This is a genomic window from Amycolatopsis sp. NPDC051758 (assembly GCF_044453095.1).
Classification (GTDB): domain Bacteria; phylum Actinomycetota; class Actinomycetes; order Mycobacteriales; family Pseudonocardiaceae; genus Amycolatopsis.
The window spans coordinates 194029-217110 of record NZ_JBITCJ010000013.1 but is presented as its reverse complement, the minus strand read 5'-3'; the positions used below and the strand labels follow the sequence as shown (position 1 = coordinate 217110).

22 protein-coding genes are annotated in these 23082 nt (G+C 71.5%); 13 read left to right on the top strand and 9 right to left on the bottom strand.

Annotation, left to right across the window (positions count from 1 at the left end; translation table 11 throughout):
• The first annotated feature begins 47 nt into the window (after positions 1 to 47).
• The gene (locus ACIA5G_RS44615) at positions 48 to 2099 is read left to right on the top strand and encodes a glycosyl hydrolase family 65 protein (RefSeq protein WP_395934871.1); all 2052 of its coding nucleotides are present in this window, start codon (positions 48 to 50) and stop codon (positions 2097 to 2099) included.
• Position 2100: 1 nt separating this feature from the next.
• Here the strand turns inward: ACIA5G_RS44615 and ACIA5G_RS44610 are convergent, their stop codons facing one another.
• From ACIA5G_RS44610 to ACIA5G_RS44600, 3 genes are all read right to left on the bottom strand, one after another.
• A complete protein-coding gene (locus tag ACIA5G_RS44610) occupies positions 2101 to 2469 on the bottom strand; it encodes a hypothetical protein (protein ID WP_395934870.1) in 369 nt (122 codons plus the stop codon).
• 1 nt (position 2470) lies between these two features.
• Entirely contained in the window at positions 2471 to 2863 is a 393-nt protein-coding gene (locus ACIA5G_RS44605) for an ATP-binding protein (RefSeq protein WP_395934868.1), read from the bottom strand.
• A 111-nt stretch (positions 2864 to 2974) separates the two neighbouring features.
• The gene (locus tag ACIA5G_RS44600) at positions 2975 to 3742 is read right to left on the bottom strand and encodes a S1 family peptidase (RefSeq protein ID WP_395934866.1); all 768 of its coding nucleotides are present in this window, start codon (positions 3740 to 3742) and stop codon (positions 2975 to 2977) included.
• 287 nt (positions 3743 to 4029) lie between these two features.
• Between ACIA5G_RS44600 and ACIA5G_RS44595 the strand changes: the two genes are divergently transcribed.
• On the top strand, positions 4030 to 4959 hold the full coding sequence (locus tag ACIA5G_RS44595) for a hypothetical protein (RefSeq protein ID WP_395934864.1): 930 nt from the start codon (positions 4030 to 4032) through the stop codon (positions 4957 to 4959).
• 351 nt (positions 4960 to 5310) lie between these two features.
• Here ACIA5G_RS44595 and ACIA5G_RS44590 read toward each other — a convergent pair whose 3' ends face one another.
• Entirely contained in the window at positions 5311 to 6540 is a 1230-nt protein-coding gene (locus ACIA5G_RS44590; RefSeq protein WP_395934862.1) for a DUF222 domain-containing protein, read from the bottom strand.
• A 215-nt stretch (positions 6541 to 6755) separates the two neighbouring features.
• Positions 6756 to 7463 (bottom strand): GntR family transcriptional regulator, encoded by a 708-nt coding sequence (locus ACIA5G_RS44585; protein WP_395934860.1) that lies wholly within the window; start codon positions 7461 to 7463, stop codon positions 6756 to 6758.
• Positions 7464 to 7578: 115 nt separating this feature from the next.
• Between ACIA5G_RS44585 and ACIA5G_RS44580 the strand changes: the two genes are divergently transcribed.
• The 8 genes from ACIA5G_RS44580 (at position 7579) to ACIA5G_RS44545 (ending at position 15652) form a co-directional block, all read left to right on the top strand.
• A complete protein-coding gene (locus ACIA5G_RS44580) occupies positions 7579 to 8853 on the top strand; it encodes an MFS transporter (protein WP_395934858.1) in 1275 nt (424 codons plus the stop codon).
• Entirely contained in the window at positions 8850 to 9797 is a 948-nt protein-coding gene (locus ACIA5G_RS44575; protein WP_395934856.1) for a phosphoglycerate dehydrogenase, read from the top strand. The genes ACIA5G_RS44580 and ACIA5G_RS44575 overlap by 4 nt, the downstream gene beginning before the upstream one ends.
• On the top strand, positions 9794 to 11167 hold the full coding sequence (locus ACIA5G_RS44570) for an acyclic terpene utilization AtuA family protein (RefSeq protein WP_395934854.1): 1374 nt from the start codon (positions 9794 to 9796) through the stop codon (positions 11165 to 11167). The genes ACIA5G_RS44575 and ACIA5G_RS44570 overlap by 4 nt, the downstream gene beginning before the upstream one ends.
• The gene (locus ACIA5G_RS44565) at positions 11160 to 11477 is read left to right on the top strand and encodes a DUF4387 domain-containing protein (protein ID WP_395934852.1); all 318 of its coding nucleotides are present in this window, start codon (positions 11160 to 11162) and stop codon (positions 11475 to 11477) included. The genes ACIA5G_RS44570 and ACIA5G_RS44565 overlap by 8 nt, the downstream gene beginning before the upstream one ends.
• Positions 11478 to 11540: 63 nt before the next feature.
• Positions 11541 to 12995, top strand: coding sequence for an FAD-dependent oxidoreductase (locus ACIA5G_RS44560; protein WP_395934850.1), 1455 nt, complete (start codon positions 11541 to 11543; stop codon positions 12993 to 12995).
• On the top strand, positions 12995 to 14083 hold the full coding sequence (locus tag ACIA5G_RS44555; RefSeq protein ID WP_395934848.1) for a hypothetical protein: 1089 nt from the start codon (positions 12995 to 12997) through the stop codon (positions 14081 to 14083). Before ACIA5G_RS44560 ends, ACIA5G_RS44555 begins: the two co-directional genes overlap by 1 nt.
• 27 nt (positions 14084 to 14110) lie before the next feature.
• Positions 14111 to 14737: a TetR/AcrR family transcriptional regulator gene (locus ACIA5G_RS44550; protein ID WP_395934846.1), complete on the top strand. Its 627-nt coding sequence runs from the start codon at positions 14111 to 14113 to the stop codon at positions 14735 to 14737.
• A gap of 69 nt (positions 14738 to 14806) precedes the next feature.
• Entirely contained in the window at positions 14807 to 15652 is an 846-nt protein-coding gene (locus tag ACIA5G_RS44545; protein WP_395934844.1) for a hypothetical protein, read from the top strand.
• A gap of 41 nt (positions 15653 to 15693) precedes the next feature.
• Here ACIA5G_RS44545 and ACIA5G_RS44540 read toward each other — a convergent pair whose 3' ends face one another.
• The gene (locus tag ACIA5G_RS44540) at positions 15694 to 17031 is read right to left on the bottom strand and encodes an alginate lyase family protein (RefSeq protein WP_395934842.1); all 1338 of its coding nucleotides are present in this window, start codon (positions 17029 to 17031) and stop codon (positions 15694 to 15696) included.
• Between the two features lie 159 nt (positions 17032 to 17190).
• On the opposite strand from ACIA5G_RS44540, the gene ACIA5G_RS44535 reads away from it, so the two are divergent.
• Entirely contained in the window at positions 17191 to 18507 is a 1317-nt protein-coding gene (locus tag ACIA5G_RS44535) for a PepSY-associated TM helix domain-containing protein (protein WP_395934840.1), read from the top strand.
• On the top strand, positions 18504 to 19109 hold the full coding sequence (locus ACIA5G_RS44530) for a DUF5134 domain-containing protein (RefSeq protein ID WP_395934838.1): 606 nt from the start codon (positions 18504 to 18506) through the stop codon (positions 19107 to 19109). The genes ACIA5G_RS44535 and ACIA5G_RS44530 overlap by 4 nt, the downstream gene beginning before the upstream one ends.
• Here ACIA5G_RS44530 and ACIA5G_RS44525 read toward each other — a convergent pair whose 3' ends face one another.
• Entirely contained in the window at positions 19110 to 19328 is a 219-nt protein-coding gene (locus tag ACIA5G_RS44525; protein ID WP_395934836.1) for a hypothetical protein, read from the bottom strand.
• Positions 19329 to 19518: 190 nt separating this feature from the next.
• Between ACIA5G_RS44525 and ACIA5G_RS44520 the strand changes: the two genes are divergently transcribed.
• Positions 19519 to 21768 (top strand): heavy metal translocating P-type ATPase, encoded by a 2250-nt coding sequence (locus tag ACIA5G_RS44520; RefSeq protein WP_395934834.1) that lies wholly within the window; start codon positions 19519 to 19521, stop codon positions 21766 to 21768.
• Here the strand turns inward: ACIA5G_RS44520 and ACIA5G_RS44515 are convergent.
• Together ACIA5G_RS44515 and ACIA5G_RS44510 are read right to left on the bottom strand one after the other, a co-directional pair.
• Positions 21765 to 22463, bottom strand: coding sequence for a zf-HC2 domain-containing protein (locus ACIA5G_RS44515; protein ID WP_395934832.1), 699 nt, complete (start codon positions 22461 to 22463; stop codon positions 21765 to 21767). The two genes, ACIA5G_RS44520 and ACIA5G_RS44515, sit on opposite strands and share 4 nt — an antisense overlap.
• A complete protein-coding gene (locus tag ACIA5G_RS44510; protein WP_395934830.1) occupies positions 22463 to 23041 on the bottom strand; it encodes a sigma-70 family RNA polymerase sigma factor in 579 nt (192 codons plus the stop codon). Before ACIA5G_RS44510 ends, ACIA5G_RS44515 begins: the two co-directional genes overlap by 1 nt.
• Positions 23042 to 23082 lie beyond the last annotated feature (41 nt).

Sequence of the window (23082 nt, the reverse complement as noted above, 5' to 3'; positions counted from 1 at the left end):
TGGTGGAATGGACGGCGATCCTGGTCCGTCGCGGAAGAGGGTGCGCCATGAGGTATGGACCACTGGCCGGCTGGCGCCGACGGGCCGGGCTCGCCCTGCTGGCCGTGATCACCGCGGGCGGCGGGATCGTCGTCGCGGCCGACGCGGCGACGGTGGCGGCCGAGCCGCCGACGATCCGGTTCACGAACCCGGACAGCCAGGCCCTTTACGGCACCGCCTACGCGGCGGCGCTGAAGAACCTGCTGCAGACCAACACGATCGGCTACGACGCCCGTTACGACAAGAGCGGCCTGCTGGACCCGGCCGTGGGCCTCGTCCGCGCGGGCGGCGGTTACGACCAGCCCTGGACCCGCGACGCGTCGATCAACAGCTGGAACGCGACGAGCCTGCTTTCCTCGGCGCTGGCGGAGAACACCCTGTGGGCGGTGGTCGACAAGGGCGCCGACGGCGCCCTGCGTGTTCAGCAGGACGACCAGCAGTGGGACCAGGTCGTGTGGGTCACCGCGGCCTGGAACCACTACCTGGCCACGGGGAACAGGAGTTTCCTCGAGAACGCCTACCGCACCGCGACCGGCACCCTGGCGATCCGCGAGCACGCGACGACAGCCGGGTTCAACAGCACGTACGGGCTGTTCACCGGCGCGTCGTTCTTCAACGACGGCATCGCCGGTTACCCCGCGCCGCCGGCAGACGCCACCGAATCGGTCAGCACCGGCAGCATGCCGTGGCCGGGTGTCGCGACCGGGATGTTCCTGAGCACCAACGAGCTCTACTACGCCGCCTACGTCAACGCGGCGAACATGGCCGAAAAACTACGTCGTCCCGGCCCGGAGGCCGCCGCCTTCCGGGCGAAGGCGGCCGCGCTCAAAACGGCCATCAACAAGCACTTCTGGAACCGGAGCACCGGGCTGTACAACTACCAGCTGCTCGCCGACGGGACCACCGGCGCCTACCAGGAAGGCACCGGGCTCGCCTTCGCGCTCCTGTTCGGCATCGCCGACCCGGCCCAGGCGCGGTCGATCGTCGCCCGCACCCACGAGCTGCCCTGGGGCATCCCCGACACCTACCCGAACTGGGCGCGGTACTCCGACACACAACCGGGGCGGCACAACGCGATCGTCTGGCCGCTCGTGCAGGGGCTGTGGGCCAAGGCTCTGGCCAAGCAAGGGGAGCAGGGCGCCTTCGCCGCCGAGACGGCGCGCCTGGCGAAGCTGGCCGACAACAACAGCGGGTTCTGGGAGATCTACCACGGGAACACCGGTGTGGTCGACGGCGGCTGGCAGCGCCTGGGGGACACCGTCAAGTTCCACTGGGGCTCCGAACCCGACCAGACCTGGTCGGCCACCGCGTTCCTCGACATGATCCACACCGGGTTGTTCGGGCTGTCCTTCACCGACCGGGGCCTGTCCTTCACACCGGACCTCCCCGCGGGCTGGGGTGACGTCACCCTGCGGGACCTGCACTACCGCAATGCCGACCTCACGATCACCTTGCGCGGCGCGGGCACGCGGATCCGTGCGTTCACCGTCGACGGCAAGCCCGTCCCCGGTAACACCATTCCGGCCACGCTGACCGGCCGGCACACCGTCGAGATCACCCTCACCGGGGCGAGCGCCGGCGACCGCGACGGTGACCGGGTGGCCGATGCCCAGGATTCCTGCGCGGACACCGCCGGCACGGCCGCGCTGCGCGGCTGTCCGGATCCGGCGCACATCGAGGCGGAAGACGCGCTCAACTCCGGCGGTGTCAAGACGAACGTGAACCACACCGGCTATTCCGGCCGTGCGTTCCTCGACGGACTCTGGGCGCAGGGCGCGGCGTCGTCCTTCGCGCTGCACCGCACGTCCACGGCCGCGGGACTGGGCTCGATCACGCTGCGGTACGCCAACGCCAACAGCGACGCCCGCACGATGACGCTGTCCGTCGACGGGCAGGCGGTGCGGCAGGTGACGTTCCCGAAGGTGTCCGACAGCTGGGACGATTGGGGCACCGTCACGTTCGCGGACATCCCCGTGACCGGGGCGGCCCCGGTGGTGACCTTGTCCTACGCGCCGGGTGACACCGGTTCGATCAACCTCGACCGGCTCGAGTACCGGTAGGTCACGGCGCCGGTGACAGCCACCGCAGAGCCGCGTCGGCGCAGTCTTCCGGCGTCCGGTCGAAGGCGATGGCCGCGCCGGGCGCGTGCCGCCGGACGAGGTTGATCACCTTCTCGAAGAACTCGAGCAGGGGTTCGTGCTTGCGGACGCCGCCGCCGATCACCACACACGCGTAATCGGCGTGCCCCAGCGCCGCGGCGATCGTTCCTTCGGGGTCCGCGTCGAGGTCCACGAGGCACCAGTCGGCGGCGAGGCCGAGTTCGTCGAACCGGGCTCGTCCGCGGGCGATCGCCGCCTGGACCGGCGCCGGGTCCCAGCCCTCGATCTCGGCCGGGTCGAGCCCGACCACCAGCACTCGCGGCTCGGCCATGTCAGCTGATCGCGACCCGTGCCCACACGGTCTTGCCGCTCCCGGTGGACCGCTGGCCCCACCGTGAGCTGAGGTCGTCGACGAGCTGCAGCCCCATCCCGTCGACGCGCAGCGCGGCCGGTTCGGGGTTGTCGTCGGCGACCTCGAGCAGCGCCACGTCCGGCTGGACGGCGAGCACAACCCGGCGGCGGCCGGTCCCGTGGAGCAGCGCGTTGGACGCGAGCTCGTCCAGCACGAGCAGGACGTCGCGGACGCGTTCGGGAGCCGGGACGGGCTGGTGGCTTTCCAGCACGGCCTGCGTCCACTGGTGCACCCGCGCCAGGTCGTCCCGGTCCTCCAGGCCCATGTCGCAGTGCACGGCCAGCAGGCCTTCGTACCCTTCGCCGGGCGTCATCGTGGTCCCCTCACGTTCGGCAACGTTCGGAAGTACCCCATTCACCCGCGGTTCAAGCGGTAATTTTCCGAACCGGGGTCGCCGGCCGGTCGGCGACCCCGGTTCGCCAGGTCAGACGCCGCTGGTCTGGCGGATCCAGCTGCGGCCCGCGGCGACGCTGCCGTAGGTGGTGGTGCTGGACCGGTCGCTGGTCGAGCACACCCCCACCTGCACACCGCCGTCGAGCATCGGGCCGCCGGAGTCACCACCGGCGACCGCGCCGTTCGGGGTGTCGGCCTCGATCGCCGGGCCGCCGAAGTAGTCACTGGCGGTCGTATCGGAGATCTGGACCGACGCCTGCTTCAGCACGTTCGACTGGTGGCTGCCCTCGTCGGTGGACTGGGTCGCGCCCCAGCCGTAGACGCGGGCGGCGTCACCCTCCTCGGCGTCGGAGGAGCTGCTCGCGAGCCGCGCGAAGGTGCTGCCGCCGTTGGTGTTCAGCTTGATCAGCGCCAGGTCGCCACCCGAGTACAGGTAGGTCGCCGCCGCTTTTGCGTGCACCCCGCCGGAAGCGCTGTTCGACCCCACGTAGAGGTCGATGTCGCTCAGCCGTTGCCCGTTGTTGTCGTACATGCAGTGCTTGGCGGTCAGCACCCAGCGCGCGCCGATCAGCGTGCTGGTGCAGAAGAACGTGTAACCGTTGGCGTGGCCGTTGAAGCGGGTGATGTAGCCGGGGTTCTGCGCCGTGCTGCCGCCGATGATCGACGGCTGCGCGCCGGGCGCGAGCGGCGCGACCGGAGTGCTGGCCGACGCCGGGGCGGCGGCCAGCGTCGCGAACACGGCGCAGGAACCGGCGAGCACGGCGGCGGCACGGGTGAGCCGGCCGGGGTTTTCACGCATTTCGGGACTCCCTTGGGGAACCGGTGGGGACTCACCGAACGTAAGCGGGCGGTGCGCTCCGGGTAATCCGCTGGAAGTCCCGAGCCGATCAACGGAACAGGACGGTTCCTTCGGCGGGTTGCGCTTTCCCGGCCCGTCGGCTCGAGGATCACGGCCGACGTTCGTCGGGTGACAGCGGGGTCTTGCGCTGTTAAACCGAACGGACGCCGGCCACCGCACCGGCCGCCCAGACCAGACCGGCGTGATCCGCCGTCGCCCCTTGTCCGTCCGGATCAACGAGGACCTGGATGCAGCTGTTCGCGGCCCCCACCCCGGAAGCCGGGCGAGAACTGGCGCACGCGCTCGCCGCAGGCCCGTTCAGCCGGGCGCTGTCACTGGCCATCAACCGCAGCGGCTTGGGCCTGGCCCGGCTCAAGGGCCGCCTGGCCGCGGCGGGCGTGCCCGTCAGCACAACAACGCTGAGCTACTGGCGAACCGGCCGCACCCGCCCCGAACGCCCGGAGTCACTGCGCGCGGTCGTGGTACTGGAAGGCGTCCTCGGCCTGCCCGCGGGCTCACTGACCGGCTTGCTCGCCCGGCCCGCGCACCCGGCCGCACCGGGAGTCGTGCGTTGGGAACGGCTCTGGGGCCCGCGCAACCACGTCCTGTCCGTGCTGCACTCGTTCGACGCGGCCGACGAGACATCCCTGGTGGTGCTCAGCCTCCACGAAGAGCTGCACGTCGCCGCCGACCGGTCCCTGACCCGGCTGCGAGTGCGCGAAGTGGTGCGCGCGGTCGACGAACCGGTACAGGCCAAGCTGGTCGCGCTCCGCGGCTGCGTCCCGGGCTGCCCACCCCGGCTGGTGTCGACGCGCTATTGCCGGCCCGCCCGCACCGAAGTGCTGGCCGAAGCCGGGTTCGTGCTCAGCGAGCTGGTGCCGGGTCGGTCGTTGGCCATCGGGGAGACCGCAATCCTCGAGTACGAGTTCGAGTACACCGACGGAGTCCCCGACACCAGCTACGACCGGCGCTTCCGGCACCCGGTGCCCGAGCACCTGCTGGAGGTCCACTTCGCCCCGGAGGCGCTGCCCGCGAGCTGCCACGCGTACCGGCTGGACTCCCTGGGTGGAGTGGAGCGGGACGTGACCGAGGTGCCGCTGTCGGCGGCGTTGCCTGCGCATGTGTTCGGGAGCGGGGTGTCGTCGGGGATCCGGGGGATGCGCTGGTGCTGGGCTTAGGTGGTTGTACCGCTGCCGGTCGGAAACCGCATGTGGTCGAGCGGTGCTTCAACCGGCTGGATTCCCCGGGGGGAGTGGAGCGGGACATCACGGGGGTAGGTGGTTGAGCCGCTGCTGCCACCTCAGCAAGGCGGTGGCAACACTGCGGCCCTGGAAAATCCGTGCAGGAGGGGCGGCGATTAAGGACTTGGGCGGCACCGCGGCGGACTGAGCACGATGGCATCAGCGCTACACCGACTGCGGATCACCTTGGTCAGCCCCGAACGCGATGACGATCGTCCGCCGCGCGGTTCGCGACGTGGGTGTAGGCCCGTAGCCGGTTGGCTGCGGGCCTTTCCCGTATTCGGTTGTTCACGCCGCGAAGGGCAGGGGTTGGTGGAGGTTGTTGCGCCGAGGTTTTCGGCGTTTGTCGAGGAACACGGGTGGTAGGAACTCGGGGAGGCCGTCGGTGGCAATGCGAACTTCCCAGCCGGAGCGGTGCAGGAGTCGGTGGTGGTGGGCGCACATCAGCACGAGTTTGCCCAGGTCGGTGGGGCCGCCGTCGGCCCAGTGGCGGATGTGGTGGCCTTGGCAGAGTCGGGGTGGGCGGTGGCAGCCGGGGAAGGCGCAGCCGCGGTCGCGTAGGTAGAGGGCGCGGCGAAGGCTGGTCGGGACCGAGCGGCGTGAGCGGCCGAGATCAAGCAGTTCGCTCTTGTCACCCAGGACTGCGGGAATGAGTTTGCAGTCGCAGGCGTGGATCCGAGCCTCAGCCGCCGAGATGCGGCCGGTGTCGCCGAGAGTCGCCTGGCCAATGCCGGACCGAAGGTCTTCCAGCGAGATCGCGACCATGACGTGGGCTCGTTCGCCGGCCTGCGTCGGGAGGTCTGGGGTGTTCAAGGCGAGGTCGATGGCGTCGGAGAAGGCGTCGCCGTAGCGTTCCTGCGGGGAGCGGAAGTCGCCGCCGTCGTCGGCGGTGCGGCGCTGGGCGAGCACGTCAAGCAGGGCGCTGGCGCGGGCGCCGGTCTCATCGTCTAAGCGACCGTTGAGCTCCCACACCCCGGATCTCTTCCGGCGCAGGGAAAGCTCTCGGGTGGGCACAGACGGTTCGGTCTCGTCCGGCTCAGCACCGTCGGGGTCGAGGTGCGCCACGATCCGCGCCCCTAGGGTGGCGACCTGCTTGTGCCCGGCATCTTCGGTGAAGGTCAGCAGATCCTGCTCGACATCCGAGCGATGCTCGGGCGGAACCTGCGTCAGGGCACCGACGATGGTGTCGATCATCGGGTTGCTCAACCGACCGTCCAACGCGGCGACACCGGTGGCGGGAGCAACAGCGGGCACGGGACTGCCGTCGAGGTTCCGGCCGGAGTTCAGCGCTCGGGCTCGTTTGACCACAGTCTCAGCGGCAGTTTTGGGAACATCGGCGAGATGCTCGAACAACCGCGCAACAGACCGATACCCGAACAACTCCATAACCCCGCGAGACTCGATTTCGACCAGCAGCGAACCGATCTCAGCCTCAGCGGACCGCACCACGGTGAGCAGCGCGGAGAGACGGTCGGCCAAGGCCACCGCATCCGCTTGCCACACTGTTTCGCTGTCCACACAACAAGATTACCGATGATCGAACGAATGTTCATCACTCGATCAGGTGGAAGCGGCGGCCCGGCAGGGACACCGTTGCGTGGGGAATCGGCGCTCCCGCACCGAGCAGCAAGCAACCACGAGGAAGCGCCGATTTCCCACGCCCCGGCGAAGCCGCATCTTGAGAAAACACGCCGCCCGTCATGGCGTCGGCGGCCCCCCGGGACGGGCCGTCCTCAGCTTCTGACCTCCCGCCGAAGCAGATCATCGAGGCCGCCCCGCGCATCCCTCATGACGATCTCCTCGGCCTTCGCCGCATCACCGTCGCGGAGAGCATGAACCAACGCCCGATGGCTCGAATAACGATCAGCGCCGAAGCGGTCGTCGGCCAGGACGTGCTCGTGGATGCGCGAGCGGCGCTCGTCGCGGGAGAACACGCGGCTCTGCTCCAGCAGCCGCACGAGCACAGGGTTGCCCGCACACGCGCTCACCGTGTCGTTGAACCGCTGGATCGTGTCGAGCAGCGTGCCGACGTACCGGTCGATGGGCTGGCCGGCGGAATGCCGCTGGCGCATGACGATCACCAGGTCGTCAGCCTCGTCCAGGATCGTGTCGAGGCGGTCGAGCTGGGCGGGTGTCGCGTGGCGGGCGGCGAAGCGCGCGACCAGCCCGCGCAGCGCGACCTCCACCTCGGCCAGGTCCTGGATCGCGGTGTCCCCGATCGCCGCGACGACCACCGTGCGCGGGCCCGCGCGCTCGATGAGGCCGTCCTGCTCCAGCCGCCGGATCGCCTCGCGCACCGGTGTGGGGCTGACCGAGAAGCGCTCGGCCAGGCCGCGCTCGGTCACCTTCTCACCCGGGCTCAGCTCGCCCGCCGCGATCGCGGCCTGGACCGCCCGGTAGGTGCGGTCGGCGAGCGTCTCGGTGGTGACGGGGGACTCCATGGGGCCATCGTAGCGGAGCCATGGCATCCAGATATGCAACCGTTGACAATTTTGCTATAGCATCTCTACGGTGACCGCAGCGGCGATGCGGCCGCGGTGACCCGGAGGACCTGCGATGACCACAGTGGACGCCCCGAGGGGGCGGAAGACCGGCCGGCACATCACCTTCTTCGTCGCCCTCGCCGTCTTCGCCCAGGAATCGACGTGGAACTTCTACGACGCGCAGGTGCCGCCCCTGCTGCGTGAGCACGTCGGGAGCGCCGCCGTCATCGGGCTGCTGATGGGCATGGACAACATCCTCGGCGTCTTCATCCAGCCCTGGATCGGCAACCGCTCGGACAACACCCGCACCCGCTGGGGCCGGCGGATCCCGTACCTGGCCGTGGGCATGCCGATCGCCGCCCTGCTGTTCGCGACCATCCCGCTCGCGTCGTCACTGCCGGCGCTCGTCGCGCTGATGTTCGCCTACGCGCTGGTGGCGAACAGCTTCAAGCCGCTGGGGGAGGCGCTGCTGCCCGACTTCATCCGGCCGGAACGCCGCAGCCGGGCGAACGCGGCGGTGAAGATCGCGTCCAGCCTGACCATCATCGTCTCGGCGCTGGTCAGCACCTTCCTCGTCGACTCGCACCCGGTGCTGGCCTTCTCGGTGCCGTCGCTCCTGATGCTCGCCTCCGCGGCCGTCCTGGTGCTGCGGGTCCGGGACAGCGCCTCACCCGCTTACCAGGCCGCGGTGGCGGAAGACCAGCAGCCGGAGCACGAAGACGCCCCCAAGCCGCGCATGCGCGACATCCTTCGTGAGCTCGTCCGCGACGCCGACCGCACCCGGCTGCTGGTGCTGCTGGCGATCCTCCTGTTCGGCGCCGCTTGGGCCGCGTCACGCTCGCTGATCACCAACTACGGCATCGAAGCCCTCGGGCTGTCCCGCGGCAAGGCCGGCGGGCTCACCCTGCCGAGCGGGGTGGCGTTCCTGCTCGCCGCGTACCCGCTGGCCCTGCTGTCCGAGCGGATCGGCCGGCTGCGCGTGATGGCGCTGGGGGCGACGGTCTTCGTGACCGCGCTGATCGTCGGCACACTCGTGCACACCGCCACCGCGACGATCGTCGCGTTGTGCGTGGCCGCGGTCGGCGCCGCCGGGTTCGTCATCAACGCCGCGGTGGTCCTGTGGAACCTCGCGCCGTCCAGCCGGGTGCTCGGCACCTACACCGCGCTGTACACCGTCGGCTGGGCGGGCGGCGGGTTCCTCGGGCCGGCCGTGGTCGGCGGCATGGTCGACATCACCGGCTGGAACCTCATGCCGATCGACGCGGCCGTGCTCGCGGTCTTCGCCGTCGCCGCCGTGGTGCGGGTGCTGCGGCGGCGCGGGCCGGCCGAGAACGGGGTCGCGCTGTGAGCAGGATCCTGGTCACCACCGACTACACGCGGCCCGGCGACGAGGCCCACACCCTGCTCACCGCCGCCGGCCACGACATCCGCTACGTCGTGCGCCCGCGCGGTGAGGCGCTGGTCGCGGCGCTGTCCGATGTGGACGGCGCGATCATCGGGAACGATCCGCTGACCGCGGAAGTCCTCGAACGCGCACCGCGGCTGCGCGCGATCGTGCGGTCCGGGGTCGGGTACGACTCGGTCGACGTCGACGCCGCCGCCCGGCTGGGCATCACGGTCAGCAACCTCCCGGGGGTCAACAGCAACGCCGTCGCCGAGTGCACGATGGGGCTGCTGCTGGCCGCGGCCCGGCGGCTGGTCGAAACGGCCGCCGGTGTGCGCGCGGGTGACTGGCCCCGGCAGAGCGGTCGTGAGCTCCGCGGCGCCACGCTCGGGCTCATCGGATACGGCCCGGCCGCCCGCGCCGTCGTCCCGCTCGCCCGGGCCTTCGGGATGCGGATCCTCTGCACCACCGGCCACCCCCACAACTCCGGTGTCGAGTTCGTCGAGCTGGAGAAGTTGTTTTGTGAAGCGGACTTCGTGTCCCTCCACACCGCACTGACACCGCGGACGCGGCACCTCGTCGACGACGCCGCGCTCGCCTTGATGAAGCCCACGGCGATCCTGGTCAACACCGCTCGCGGCGCCCTGGTCGACGAAGCCGCGCTGGCCGACGCCGTCACCTCGGGCCGGCTGGCGGGGGCGGCCCTCGACGTCGTGCAGACCGAGCCGCTGCCGGCGGACAGCCCGTTGCGCGGGGTCGACGGGATCACCGTCTACTCGCACCTGGCCGGGCAAACCGCCGAAGCTCGCCGTGCCGCGGTGGCCGGTGCCGCGCACGAGCTGCTGGCGTCGCTGCGCGGTGAGCCCCGTAGTCCCGTATTCAGTTCCCCACGAAGGAGAAAGCAGTGAACGACTCAGTGGGCATCCTGGTGCCCGCGGGCATGATCGGCGCGGGGTTCGCCGCCGAAACGGTGGACCGCGGTCTCGCGCTCGGCGCCGACGTCATCGCCGTCGACGGCGGCTCGACCGATTCCGGCCCCTTCTACCTGGGTTCCGGCACCCCGAAGACGTCCACCGCCGCGGTCGCCCGTGACATGCGCCTGCTGCTGCGTGCCGCGGCGAAGGCCCACATCCCGCTCATCGTCGGGTCGTGCGGCACCAGCGGGGCGGACAGCGGTGTCGACTGGCTCGCCGCGATCACCGCCGAAATCCTGGCGGCGGACGGACTCGACCTGACCGTCGCCACCATCTACAGCGAGCAGGATCCCGCGTTTCTCCAGCGGCGACTGGACGAAGGCGCGATCCACCCGCTGCCCCCGCTCGGACCGCTGGACCGCACGACCCTCGACAGCTGTGTGCGCGTCGTCGGGATGATGGGGCACGAGCCCATCGAGGCGGCGCTGCACGCGGGCGCCGACGTCGTGCTGGCCGGGCGCGCCACCGACACCGCCGTCGCGGCCGCCTTCGCCTTGATGAAGGGCATGCCGCCCGGCCCGGTGTGGCACGCGGCGAAGATCGTCGAATGCGGCGGCCAGTGCACGACCAACCCGCGCTCCGGCGGGGTGTTCGCGCGGATCGACCGCACCGGCTTCACGATCGAACCGCTGGACCCCGCGGCGTCCTGCACGCCGACGTCGGTGGCCGCGCACATGCTGTACGAGACCGCGAACCCGTTCCGGATGCGGGAGCCCGCCGGGACGCTCGACGTCTCCGGCGCCGGCTACCGGGCCGTCGACGACCGGGTCGTCCGGGTCGAGGGCTCGGTGTTCGAACCCGCCGCGCAGCACACGATCAAGCTCGAAGGCGCCCGGCTCACCGGCTACGAGACGATGTCGTTCACCGCCATCCGCGACCCGCACATCCTGGCCGGCATCGAAGACTGGGCCGCGCTGCTGCGCAAGGTGCTCGTCGAGCGCGTGCAGCAGACGCTCGCGCTGGGGGAGGGCGACTACGAGTTCGACATCCGCCTCTACGGCCACAACGCGATCCTCGAAGACCTCGACCCCGCAACGGCTCCCGCCCGTGAGGTGGGCGTGCTGCTGCTGGTGCACGCGGCCGACCAGGCGACCGCGACGGCCGTCGCGAAGATCGCCAACCCGCTGATGCTGCACCTGCCGACGATGGACATGGCCTACCTGCCCAGCCTCGCGTTCGCGACGTCGCCGGCGGAGACCGAGCGCGGTCCGGCCTACGAGTTCGTCCTCAACCACGTCGTCGACGCCGAGTCGCCGACCGCGATGTTCCGCACCGAGTTCCGGAAGGACGGCGCCGATGCCTGAAACGCTGCAGGACCGCGCGCTCGAGGTCCGGTCGAAGAACGCGGGCCCGTTCTGGGTCACCATGGAGCTGTTCATGCGCGACGAAGCGGGCTACCGCGCCGCCGCCGACGAAGAGTTCCTCAACGAGGACGTGATCGCGCGGCTGTACGGCGTCCCGGCCGGCGGGGTGCAGATCTTCCGGATCCCCGCGCTCAACGTCGTCAAGATCTCCTTCCCCCGCCCGGTTCCCCAAGGTGGCCTGCGGGATCGGGACATCCACGCCGGCCAGCACCACGTGCCGCTGGCGAGCCTGGAGCTGCCGGCTCCTTGACACGCGTCTCCCGTCATTCATACATTTAGTGTCCATTTGTATGAATGACGGGAGTTGGTCCGCATGCGGCTCGGCAAGACCGCCGTCGTCCTCGGGGGCAGTGCCGCCGGTCTGTGCACGGCCGGCGCGCTCGCCCCGCACTTCGACCGGGTGCTGGTGCTGGAACGCGACGAGCTCCCGGCCGAGGCGGAGCACCGCCGCGGTGTGCCGCAGAGCAAGCACCCGCACTTCCTGCTGAACTCGGGCCGCCGCGCGATCGAGGCGCTGTTCCCCGGCTTCGAGGACGACCTGGTCGCGGCCGGCGGGCTGCACCTGATGCCGTCCCTGGACGCCGCCTACCTCGACGGTCCGGGCTGGTCGGCACGCAAGCGCAGCGCGATGACGATGATCTACAGCTCGCGGATCCTCATCGAGCGGGTGCTGCGCGACCAGGTGCGGGGGCTGGCGAACGTCGTGATCCGCGAAGGCGCCGCGGTGACCGGTCTGACCGTGCGGGCCGGAGCGATCACCGGGGTCGGCTTCACCACCTCGGACGGCGGTGAGCACGTCGACGCCGACCTCGTGGTGGACACGATGGGCCGCGGCTCGCCGGTGAGCGGCTGGCTGGCCGAGGCGGGCTGGCCCGAGCCCGAAGTCCGGACCCTCGACGCCAAGGTCACCTACACCTCACGCTGGTACGACCTGCCGGCCCCGGCGGCCCGGCCCGCGTCCTGGTGGTGGCAGCACCTGGTGATCATGCCGACCCCGGACAAGGGCGCCCACCCCGCCGAGCACGAGTTCCTGGTCAACTTCTTCCCGATCGAAGGCAACCGCGTCATCGCGTGCATGGGTTCGTGGGGCCTCGCCATGCCGCGCACGACCGACGCGTTCGTCGAGACGGCCCGCCGGGTGCGGACCCCGTTGTTCGCCGACGCGATGGACCGCTGCGCGCCGACGTCCGAGGTGCACCTGACCCGGTCGACCGGCAACAAGTGGCGGCGTTACGACCGGCTGCGCACCCCGCCGGCGGGCCTGGTGTTCGTCGGCGACTCGATCTGCGCGTTCAACCCGTTCTACGCGCAGGGCATCAGTTCCGCGGCGGGGTCGGCACTGCTGCTGCGCGAGCACCTCTCCCGCGCCGAGCGGCTGGACGCGGGTTTTGTCCCTCGGTTCCTCGGCGCGCAACGCAAGCTCCTCGCCGTTCCGTGGCGCCTGGCGATGGCCCGCGATCAGGGTTACGCGTGTGCCGAGGGCACCGAGAAGGCGCCCGAATGGAAGCGCCGTGTCCTCGACGCCGTGTCCGGCCCGGCCTTCAGCCTCATCGTCGGCGCCGCCCGCGAATACGAGGTGGTCGACGAACACTTCGCGAAGGTGTTCAACCTCGACGAATCGCTGGGGGAGATGCTCCGGAACCCGCGGGTGCTCGCCGGGCTCGTGCGCTACCGCGTCCGCTCGGCGCTGGGAAAGCACCGCGTGCCCTTCGGGTTCGATCCCCAGGCCGAGCCGCCGGCGACGGACTACTCGCCGGCCGCCGCGTGATGAGCGCCGAGTGCGGACCGGAGGCGGAAGCCGTCACCCGCGGCCTCGGCTTCGACTGCCACGACGTCGCCCCGGTGGTTTCGGTCCGTCCTCCGTGGACACTCGCGCACTGGACGATGCCGCTGCTCGAAGTGCTGATCGTCGGCGGCGCGATCTTCGCACTGGTGCACGCCCTCCGCCGGTATCGCGCGGGTGATCCGGTCAATCTGGCGCTGTGGTGGGCTTCGCTGGTCTACCTCTTCGTGACGGAACCGCCGCTGTACTTCCCGGAGTGGTTCGGCCTCGACAAGCAGTACGGTTTCATCTTCGCCCACAACGAGTTCACCGTGCAGTTCATGGCGGACCGGCTGCCGCTCTACATCGTCGCGTTCTACCCGGTGATCAGCCAGCTCGCCTACGAGGTCGTGCGGTCGCTCGGGATCTTCCGCCGCCGCGGGCCGTTCGCCGGTTCGGTGGCCGTCGCCTTCGCCTGCCAGGTGTTCTACGAGGTCTTCGACCACCTCGGCCCGCAGCTGAAGTGGTGGGCGTGGAACCCGGGCAACCACATCGTCAACCACCCGGCCCTGGCGGCGGTGCCGATGACCAGCATGCTGCTGTTCGCGTCCGTCTCGATGGGCGCGATGACCTACCTGGTCGTGCGGCTGGCCGGCGGGCCGCGACGCGGGTGGTCGCTCGGCTGGCGCACCCTCGTGGCCGGTGTCCTCACGCCGCCGACCATGGCGATCGCGGGCATCCCGTCGAGCTTGTTCACCGGGAACGTCACGGCGCAGGCCTGGGTCCTCGGTGCCGAGCTGGCCCTGCTCTGGTTCGCCGGCGCCTGGATCGTCGTCGCGCACCTCAGGTCGCCGGACCGTGGGCCGGACGTGCCGCTGGCCGCGTTCGCGCGGTGCTACCCCGCGATCTACCTGGGCGGGATGGCGGTGTGCTGGATCGGCGCCCTGCCGGCATACCTCGCCGCGCACGACGGCGTCACCGCCGACGGCACCCCGATCGGGAGCGGGCCCTACGCACTCGCCTGCTTCCTCGGCGCCGGTCTGCTGCTGGCCGCGCTGTACCGGACACGCCGCCCGGCCCCTGCGCCCGGCTGACCCGGCCCCTCGGGGAAGATGACACGCATGGGGCACCACGGCTGGCAGGGCAACCCGCCCGGCACCGAAGACGAGGCACGCCGCCGGATCGTCGAGGCGGCGACGGTGTGCCTCGACCGCGCCGGGCTCGCCAAGACCAGCCTCTCCGACGTCGCCGCCGAGGCCGGGGTGACCCGGCAGACCGTCTACCGGTACTTCCCGGGCCTGAAGGACATCCTCCGCGCCGTCGCGCTGGCCGGCGTCGAGGAGTTCGCCGGGCGGATGGCCCGGCACCTGGCCTCCTTCGGCAGCGCCGCCGAAGCCGCGGTGGAGTCGGTGGTGTTCGCCGCCCGGACCGTCCCCGACGAGCGCTACCTCGGCCTGCTCCTGAAGGCGGGCGAGGCCGACTTCTTCACCGTCGGCGTCATCTCACCCGAAGGGTTCTCCTTCGGCGCACGGATCCTGCGCGACGTGCCGGTCGACTGGGCGGAGGTGGGCGTCAAGACCGACGACGACCTCCAGGGACTCGCCGAGGTCCTGATGCGGCTCTTCATCTCCTTCCTGCAGTACCCGACGACACCGGCGCTCACCGACGACGGCCTGCGGGCGCTCGTCCGGCGCTGGATCGGGCCGGCGCTCGGCGGGCGTCCGCCGGTCCTGCCGTCCGGACCATGAAGATCAAGGCAATGGCCGAAGTGACCGCCGAGGTGCGGGCCCCGGCGAGCGGGCTGAGAGACTCAGGGGGTGATCCTCGGATACGTCCTCGCCGTGCTGGCCGCCGTCGCCTCGGGCAGTGGCTCCATCCTGGAGTCCGCCGGGGTCCGGCGGGCCGGCGCCTTCGGCGGCTCGCCCCAGGACCTGGTCGCGCTGCGCCGGCAGCCGCTGTACTTCCTCGGGGTGGGGGGGGACCTGCTCGGGTTCGTCTTCGCCGCCGCCGCGCTGCACCGCCTGCCGCTGTTCCTGGTCCAGTCGGTGCTCGCGTTCAGCGTCGGCGTGACCGCGACGATCTCCGCGATCCTCGGCGTCCGGCTGGCTGGCGCCGGGTGGGCCGCGCTGGGCGTCGGCGCGACCGGCCTGGTGCTGCTCGGGCTGTCCGCGGATCCGGGTCCCGCACAGCCGCTGCCGACCGGCTGGAAGCTGCTGCTGGTGGGCGTGGCGATCGTGATCGCGGCGATCGCGTTCGTCGTCCAGCGCAGTGACGGCCGCTGGTCGCCGATCGTGCTCGGGTTCTGCGCCGGGCTGGGGTTCAGCGCCGTCGGGATCTCGGCGCGGACGCTGGACGCGTCGGGCCCGGTCTGGCGCCTCGCCGCGGAGCCGGCGATCTGGGCGATGATCGCCAACGGCCTCGCCGCGGCGGTGGCGTTCGCGATGGCCCTGCAACGCGGCCGCGCGACCGCGGTCACCGCGATCATGTTCACCACCAACACGGCGGTGTCCTCGCTCATCGGCGTGACGCTGCTGGACGACCGCGTCCGCGTCGGCTTCACGGCCGCGGCCGTGGCGGGGTTCGTCCTCGCCGTGGTCGGGGCGATCGGCACCGCGCACTACGCACACCGGACGTCACCCGCGGGAGCGCCGGAACCGGCTTGACCGGTGGTGCCGGCCGGCAGGCGACCGGCACCACCTGAGCGTCAGCCGGTGGTGGAGATGTCGTCGAGCTGCTCGGCCGCCGGGCGGACCGGGTAGAGGTCACCACCCGGGGGCGCCGGGACCTTCGGGAGGGCCGCCCGGGCTTGCCGGTCACCGGCGTCCGCGGCGGCGTGGACGCTGTCCAGGGCCGCGTACTGGGTGAAGTTGAGATCCGGGTAGTGCCACTGGGACGCGCCGCCGGTGGCGGCCGGGAGCAGGAAGTCGACGGCCTTGAAGATGCTGCCGCCCTGCGGGTTGCGGTAACCCCAGAGGTCGACGCCGGTGTGGCGGCCGAGCTGGGCGAGGCGGGTCAGCGCCACCAGGTTGAACGTCGAGTAGTGGAAGGTGCGGGTGCGCGCCACCTCCTCGGGCTGGCTGCCGTCGGCGGCGATCTGGTGGTCGATCCGGCCGGCCTTCGCCTTCTCCAGGATGTCCTTCGCGACGCCGGTCTGCCCGGTGTAGAGCGCGGTCCCGGCGGTCAGCATGTCCATGAACGTGCCGTGGTTGTTCTGGGCCGCGGCTTCGTCCTTGCCGTACTGGCTGGTGCGCAGCCAGGTCAAGAACTCGCCCGACCAGCCCTTGAACGCGCTTTCGTCGGCCTTGGACCAGCCGGGGGCGCCGGTGCTCAGGATCGCCGCGGCGTCGAGGACCTGGGTGAAGGTGTAGGAGAACTCGATGATGCCGATCCCGCGGCCGTCGTTCTTGCAGGGGATGCCCTGGGCGAAGTTCAGGTTCGGGTTCATCTTCGTGGCCGCGTCGAGGAACCAGGTGCGCAGGTCGAGGGCCGCGCGCCGGGCGTAGTCGGCCTTGCCGGTGTAGTACCAGGCCAGCGAGAGCTGGTAGATCGAGCTGAACGCCTTGAGCCGCTCGGCCTTGTCGGGCACGGCCGTGGTCTCGGGGTTGAGGACGCCGTCGCGTTGCACATACGGGCAGCCGAGGGGGTTCGCCGGCGTCTTCGGCTGGCTCGGCCACCAGTACGGGGCGAGGCTGAGGTAGTCGTGCTTGTCCCCGCTGGGCGGCACACGCTCCTTGTCGACCACGGTCCACGGCCCGGCCTTGACAGCGACGTCAGCCTGCTTGACGAGGTTCCCGAGCGCGGCCTTGGTCGTCCGGTCACCGACGAGCAGCGCGATCTTGGTGAGCAGCAACCGGTTCCCGTCGAGCACGACGGTCTTCGGCGGGCAGAGCCGGGAAAGCACGGGCAGGGCGCACGGCCCGGCGGAAGCGGAAGCGGGGGCGGGGGCGGGGACGGCCGAGGCGGCACCGGTCAGCCCGAGGCTGAGCACGGCCGTCGCCGTCACCAGGGCACCGGCGCGCCGGAAGGTTCTGAGCGGCAACACTGCTACTCCGTTCATATACATGAACTACTGGCATATATGTGACGATGAAGTAGATACCTGAACGCGGAAACCGTCAAGGTCGGCAGCCCCCGGCACTTGCGGGCCGCGGGAACCAACGGCGTTGTTCACCCGACCACTCTTCCGAGTGAAGGGAGCTCGATGTCGATCGACCAGAGCGACGAACGGACCGCGGCGCCGCCCGCGTTCACCTGGGCGGCGCTGCGGCCGCTGCTGCTCCGGCTGCACTTCTACGCCGGGGTGTTCATCGGGCCCTTCCTGCTGGTGGCCGCGGTGACCGGGCTGGCCTACGTCTGGACCCCGCAGCTCGAGCAGGCCGTTTACGACCACGAGCTGCACGTCCCGGCCGCGCCCGGTGTCCTGCCGCTGGACCAGCAGGCCGCGGTGGCCGAGGCCGCCGTGCCGGACGGCACCGTGACCGGGATCCGGCCCGGGCCGACCGCGACCGACTCGACGCAGGTGATCTTCAACCGTCCCGGGCTCGAGCCCAGCTACCACCACACCGTGTTCGTCGACCCGCACACCGGGACGATCCGCGGGCAGCTGGAGACCTACGGCTCCGGCCAGGCGATGCCGGTGCGCGGCTGGGTCGACACCCTGCACCGCAGCCTGCACCTCGGCGACTTCGGCCGCTGGTACAGCGAGCTCGCGGCGAGCTGGCTCTGGGTGGTCGTGCTGGCCGGGCTCGCGCTGTGGATCGGGAACCGGCGGCGCAAACGCGGTTCGTCCGGCCGGCAGCGGCTGCTCTCGTGGCACCGGACGACCGGCCTGGTGATCGCGGCGGGCCTGCTCGCCCTCTCCGTCACCGGACTCACCTGGTCCGAGCACGCGGGGGAGAACATCAGCGAACTGCGGTCCCAGCTGGACTGGACCACACCGTCGGTCTCGACGGCGCTCCCCGGCACCGCGGCGGGCGACGTCGGGTTGGACGCCGTCAGGGCGGCGACACTGCAGGCCGGGCTGGCCGATCCCGTGGAGATCCGGCCGCCGACCGGGCCGGGCAAGGCCTACGTCGTGGCGCAGGTCGGGCGCGACTGGCCGACGAAGGCCGACTCGATGGCCGTCGACCCGGCCACCGGGCGGATCACCGGCACCCTTCCCTTCGACGACTACTCGCTCGCGGCCAAGCTGGCCCGGTGGGGCATCGACGCCCACATGGGACTGCTCTTCGGGGTCGCCAACCAGATCCTGCTGACCCTGCTCGCCGCCGGCCTGATCGCGGTGGTCGGCTGGGGATACCGGATGTGGTGGCTGCGCCGGCCGACACGAGGTGACGCGCGGGTCGGCCGGCCGCCGGTGCGCGGGGCCTGGCGGCGGATCCCGGGCCGGGTGCTCGCGCCGGTGCTCGTGGTGACCGCGGTGGTGGGCTACTACCTGCCGGTGTTCGGGTTGTCGCTCTTGGCTTTCCTGGTCGTCGACGTGATCGTCGGGGCCCGACGGCAGGAGGTGAAGCCGTGATCGAGGCTTCGGGGTTGCGCTGGATCCTGACGGCGCTGTTCGCCGGCGTCGGGTTCTTCTGCGTGTACCGCTGCGTCCGCCAAGGTCCGGCGACAAGCCGGTTCGGCGACGTGCTGCACGCGGTGATGTGCGCGGCGATGGTCACCATGGCCTGGCCCGCGACGATGAGCTTCGCCCGGGTGCCGCAACTGGTGCTGTTCGGGTTCGCCGCGGTGTGGTTCGCCGGGACGACCGTGTGGGGCGCCGCGCACGCCGGGCACACCGGCCGGTGGCAGCCCGGTTACCACGCCGCGATGATGGCCGTGATGGCGTGGATGGTGTTCGCCATGCCCCGCGCCATGACGGCGGGCGGCGGGACGATGGACATGGAGGGGATGCCGGGCATGTCCATGCCGGTCGCGTCGGGCGCGGGCGGCACCCCGGCCGACGTCCTGGTCCTCGCGTTGGTGCTCGCCGCCGGGTTCGCCTTGGCGGGCACGGCTTTCCTGGCCCGGGCGATCGACGGGGTGCGCGCGGCCCGGCCGTCCGTGCGGACGGCCGGGTGGAGCGCCGACGGCCTGATGGGCCTCGGCACCGCCGTGATGCTGCTGGCGATGGTGTGATCAGGCGGGCGTGAGGAGCTGGTCGAGCACACCGGTCTTGATGTCCTGCACGAGCACCTCGAGCTGCTCGACGCTCATCTCGATCCGCTGGCCGAAGTCGTCGGTGACGACGATCCGGCGCTCGGCCGGCGCTTCGTCGTTGACGTGGAGCTCCGGGCAGCCGCAGTTGCACTGCCCGCAGAACGTCGCGACGTGGCGCAACGGGGAATTTGCGGTCATGGTTGTTCTCCTCGGGTCGGAGGGCACTTCTGTCACTGCCACCGGTCCAGTAGTCGGGCGCCCGCGCTTGCTGGTTCCCGGGTCAGCCGATCCGGTGACGGCGGCGGGTGCGGGCCTGCGTATTCTCGGCCGCGGTCACGCGCTGTTGCTGCCACCGAACTTCGACAGCCGCCGCAGACCACGGAGAACCATGTCTTCCGAGACGACGACCCCCGCCGCGCAGAGTGTCGAGCTCGCGGTGGGCGGCATGACGTGTGCCGCCTGCGCGGCCCGCGTGGAGCGCATCCTCACCAAGCTCGACGGCGTCCGCGCCACGGTCAACTTCGCGACCGAACGCGCGGCCGTCCGCTGCCCGGCCGACCTTGATCCCGCCGTCCTCACGGCCGCGGTCACCAAGGCCGGCTACACCGCCGAGATCCGCCGGGGCGCGCGTCACGACGCACGGCAGGAGGACGCGCACACCGCGCGCGTGCGTGATCTGCGGCGTCGCCTCGGGGTGGCGATGCTGCTGTCGATCCCGCTCGGCAACCTCTCGATCGCGCTGGCGCTCGTGCCGTCACTGCGGTTCCCGTTCTGGGAGCTGCTGTGCCTCGTGCTGGCCACACCGGTCGTGTGCTGGGCCGCGGCGCCGTTCCACCGGGCCGCGTGGTGGAACCTCCGGCACGGATCGTCCAGTATGGACACCCTGGTGTCGCTCGGGGTCTTCGCTTCCTACGGCTGGTCCGCCTGGTCGGTGGTGACGGGCGGGTCCGGCGCGGCCGGGTACTGGCTGGGGTTCGGCACCACGGCGGCGGGGGCCGACTCGGTCTACCTCGACGTCGCGGCCGGGGTGACGACGTTCCTGCTCGCCGGCCGGTACTTCGAGACCCGCGCGCGGCGCAGTGCCGGTGACCTGCTCCGGGCGCTGGATGCGTTGGCCGCCAAGGACGTCCGTGTGCTGCGCGACGGCGCCGAGGTCACCGTGCCGGTGGCCGACCTCGCCCGGGGTGACGAGTTCGTCGTCCGGCCGGGGGAGAAGGTCGCCGCCGACGGTGTGGTCGTCCGCGGTATGTCCACTGTGGATGTCGGGGCGGTGACCGGTGAGCCGGTGCCGGTCGAAGTGTCGGCCGGGGACCGGGTGATCGGTGGGAGCGTCAACCGCAGCGGCCGGGTGATCGTGCGTGCCACCGAGGTCGGGGCGAACACGCAGCTGGCGCAGATGAGCGCGCTGGCCGAACGGGCCCAGGAGCGCAAGGCGGCCGTGCAGCGCCTGGTCGACCGGATCTGCGCGGTGTTCGTGCCGGTGGTGCTGGGGATCGCGGCCGTGACGCTCGCGGGGTGGCTGCTGGCCGGCCAGCCGGCGCGCGCGGGTTTCGGCGCGGCGGTGTCGGTGCTGATCATCGCCTGCCCGTGCGCGCTCGGGCTGGCCACGCCGACGGCGCTGATGGTCGGTGTCGGCCGCGGCGCGCAGCTGGGCATCCTCGTCAAGGGCCCGGACGCGCTCGAAGCGAGCCGCCGCATCACCACCGTCGTGCTGGACAAGACCGGGACGGTGACCAGCGGCCGGATGACGGTGACCGAGGTTCGTCCGCGGGTCGGCTGGACCGAGGACGAGGTGCTGCGGGTGGCCGCGGCCGTCGAGGCGGCGTCGGAACACCCGATCGCCGCGGCGGTGGTGGCCCGCGCGGGCGCCGGCTTGCCCGAGGTCACGGACTTCCGCGCGCTGCCGGGGCTGGGCGCCGCCGGTGTGGTCGACGGGGTGCCGGTGATCGTCGGCCGCGCGAGGCTCCTCGCCGAGGAAGGCGTCACCGTGCCGGACGAAGTCGCGGCCGGTGGTGCGACGGTGGTGCTGGTCGCGTGCGACGGCGAGGTGGCCGGGTCACTGCTGGTGCGTGACGAGGTCAAGCCCTCGGCGGCTGACGCGGTCAATGCGTTGCACGCCATGGGCTTGAAGACGGTGCTGTTGACCGGCGACAACGAAGTCACGGCCCGGGCGGTCGCGGCGGAGGTCGGGATCCACGACGTCCGCGCCGGTGTGCTGCCGACGGAGAAGGCCGAAGTGGTCGAAGGCCTGCGCGCGGACGGCCACCGGGTGGCGATGGTCGGCGACGGTGTGAACGACGCCCCGGCCCTGGCGACCGCGGATCTCGGCCTCGGGATCGCCACCGGCACGGACATCGCGCTGCGCGCGGCGGACCTGATCCTGGTGCGGGAGGACCTGCGGGTCGTACCGGACGCGCTCCGGCTGGCCCACCGCACGCTGGGCACGATCCGCGGGAACCTGGCTTGGGCGTTCGGGTACAACCTGGCGGCGATCCCGGTGGCCGCGGCCGGTCTGCTGAATCCGTTGATCGCCGGTGCCGCGATGTCGGTCTCGTCGGTGCTGGTGGTGTCGAACAGCTTGCGGTTGCGGGGTTTTGCCAGCATCGATCCGGCAGTGGGTGCGGACGTGGATCGCTAAGCGGCCGGACGTCGGCTGGCCGGGCGGCCCGGCAGACGGCGCGCGGATCTCGGTGCGGGCGCGGTGGATCGCCGGAGCTGGCGGTGGAGGACGAACAACAGGGCGACCCCGGCGACCACGAGCACGTGGGACGACAACCGGCCTGCCGCGACGTCACCGTCGGACGCGTCGACCGCGGATACGATGCCGAGCACCAGCACGAACCCCGCGAACGCCGGCAGCAGCCCGGTGGCGAACCGCGGGCGCAGCGCCGCCCACAGCAGGCCGATGCCGATGGCGATGTTCCACGCCGCGCTTTCGCTGCCGAGGTGTGACGCCGTCGTCATCCCGGTCATGCCCGGCATGTCGGCCATGCCTGCCATTCCGGCGTGGCCGGCGTGCTCGGCGCCCTTGACGAGCAGGTCGCCGAAGCCGAGCCCAGCCTGCGCGAGACCGACGACGGCCAGCGCGATCCGGACCGCCCACTTGTCGGCGCGGGGCGGCACGACGTTCGCGAGGATCCGTTCGCTCAGGTCCGGCACCGGGGGCGCTTCGCGGACGAGCATCGTCCGGCGCAGCGCCGCGGCCTGCTCCTGCCAGCTCCGGCAGCCGGGGCACGCTTCGACGTGGCGGTCGAGGACGTCGTCGTCCGAAGTGGTCTCGCCGTCGAGCCGGGCCGAGAGCGATTCGCGGAGTTCCGCGCACTGCACGGGCATCAGCCGACTGCCGGACGGCGCCGGGCGGGCATCTCGGCCATCGCCGCGACGAGGTCTTCGCGGGCGCGGGCCACCCGTGAGCGGATGGTGCCGACGGGACAGCCGCAGACCTCGGCCGCGTCCACATAGGACAGGCCGAGGGTCTGGGTGAGCACAAACGCGTCGCGCCGTTCGGGGTCGAGCGCGCGGATCAGCTGGTCGAGCACGACCCGCTCGTCGAACCCGCCGCCACCGGTCGGTTCGGCACGCTCGGCCTCCTCCTGCCAGTCGGGGGTGGCCGCCCGGCGCGGCCGGGCCTGCGCGGCGCGGATGTGGTCGGCCACCACCCGCCGCGCGATCGACAGCAGCCAGGTCCGGGCCGACGACTCACCGCGGAACCGGCGCAGGCTGCCGAGCGCGCGCAGGTAGGTCTCCTGCGTGAGGTCGTCGGCGGTCTGCGGGTCGCTCAGCCCGGCGACGAACCGCCAGACGTGCGGCTGGGTCGCCCGCAGGAAACGCTCCAGCGCCGCCTGGTCGCCGCGCCCGGCGAGCCGGGCCCACTGCGTGATTTCGCCGTCGTCGGCAGTTCGAGGCCTCACACCCGCTACTACGTGCGCCGGGCGGGGTCGGTTGAAAATGA

What these genes read in the sequence shown, in the direction of transcription:
- ACIA5G_RS44615 (WP_395934871.1), top strand. Translation starts at nt 48, where the DNA reads ATGAGGTATGGACCACTGGCCGGCTGGCGCCGACGGGCCGGGCTCGCC.
- ACIA5G_RS44610 (WP_395934870.1), bottom strand. Translation starts at nt 2,469, where the DNA reads ATGGCCGAGCCGCGAGTGCTGGTGGTCGGGCTCGACCCGGCCGAGATC.
- ACIA5G_RS44605 (WP_395934868.1), bottom strand. Translation starts at nt 2,863, where the DNA reads ATGACGCCCGGCGAAGGGTACGAAGGCCTGCTGGCCGTGCACTGCGAC.
- ACIA5G_RS44600 (WP_395934866.1), bottom strand. Translation starts at nt 3,742, where the DNA reads ATGCGTGAAAACCCCGGCCGGCTCACCCGTGCCGCCGCCGTGCTCGCC.
- ACIA5G_RS44595 (WP_395934864.1), top strand. Translation starts at nt 4,030, where the DNA reads ATGCAGCTGTTCGCGGCCCCCACCCCGGAAGCCGGGCGAGAACTGGCG.
- ACIA5G_RS44585 (WP_395934860.1), bottom strand. Translation starts at nt 7,463, where the DNA reads ATGGAGTCCCCCGTCACCACCGAGACGCTCGCCGACCGCACCTACCGG.
- ACIA5G_RS44580 (WP_395934858.1), top strand. Translation starts at nt 7,579, where the DNA reads ATGACCACAGTGGACGCCCCGAGGGGGCGGAAGACCGGCCGGCACATC.
- ACIA5G_RS44565 (WP_395934852.1), top strand. Translation starts at nt 11,160, where the DNA reads ATGCCTGAAACGCTGCAGGACCGCGCGCTCGAGGTCCGGTCGAAGAAC.
- ACIA5G_RS44560 (WP_395934850.1), top strand. Translation starts at nt 11,541, where the DNA reads ATGCGGCTCGGCAAGACCGCCGTCGTCCTCGGGGGCAGTGCCGCCGGT.
- ACIA5G_RS44555 (WP_395934848.1), top strand. Translation starts at nt 12,995, where the DNA reads ATGAGCGCCGAGTGCGGACCGGAGGCGGAAGCCGTCACCCGCGGCCTC.
- ACIA5G_RS44550 (WP_395934846.1), top strand. Translation starts at nt 14,111, where the DNA reads ATGGGGCACCACGGCTGGCAGGGCAACCCGCCCGGCACCGAAGACGAG.
- ACIA5G_RS44535 (WP_395934840.1), top strand. Translation starts at nt 17,191, where the DNA reads ATGTCGATCGACCAGAGCGACGAACGGACCGCGGCGCCGCCCGCGTTC.
- ACIA5G_RS44525 (WP_395934836.1), bottom strand. Translation starts at nt 19,328, where the DNA reads ATGACCGCAAATTCCCCGTTGCGCCACGTCGCGACGTTCTGCGGGCAG.
- ACIA5G_RS44520 (WP_395934834.1), top strand. Translation starts at nt 19,519, where the DNA reads ATGTCTTCCGAGACGACGACCCCCGCCGCGCAGAGTGTCGAGCTCGCG.
- ACIA5G_RS44515 (WP_395934832.1), bottom strand. Translation starts at nt 22,463, where the DNA reads ATGCCCGTGCAGTGCGCGGAACTCCGCGAATCGCTCTCGGCCCGGCTC.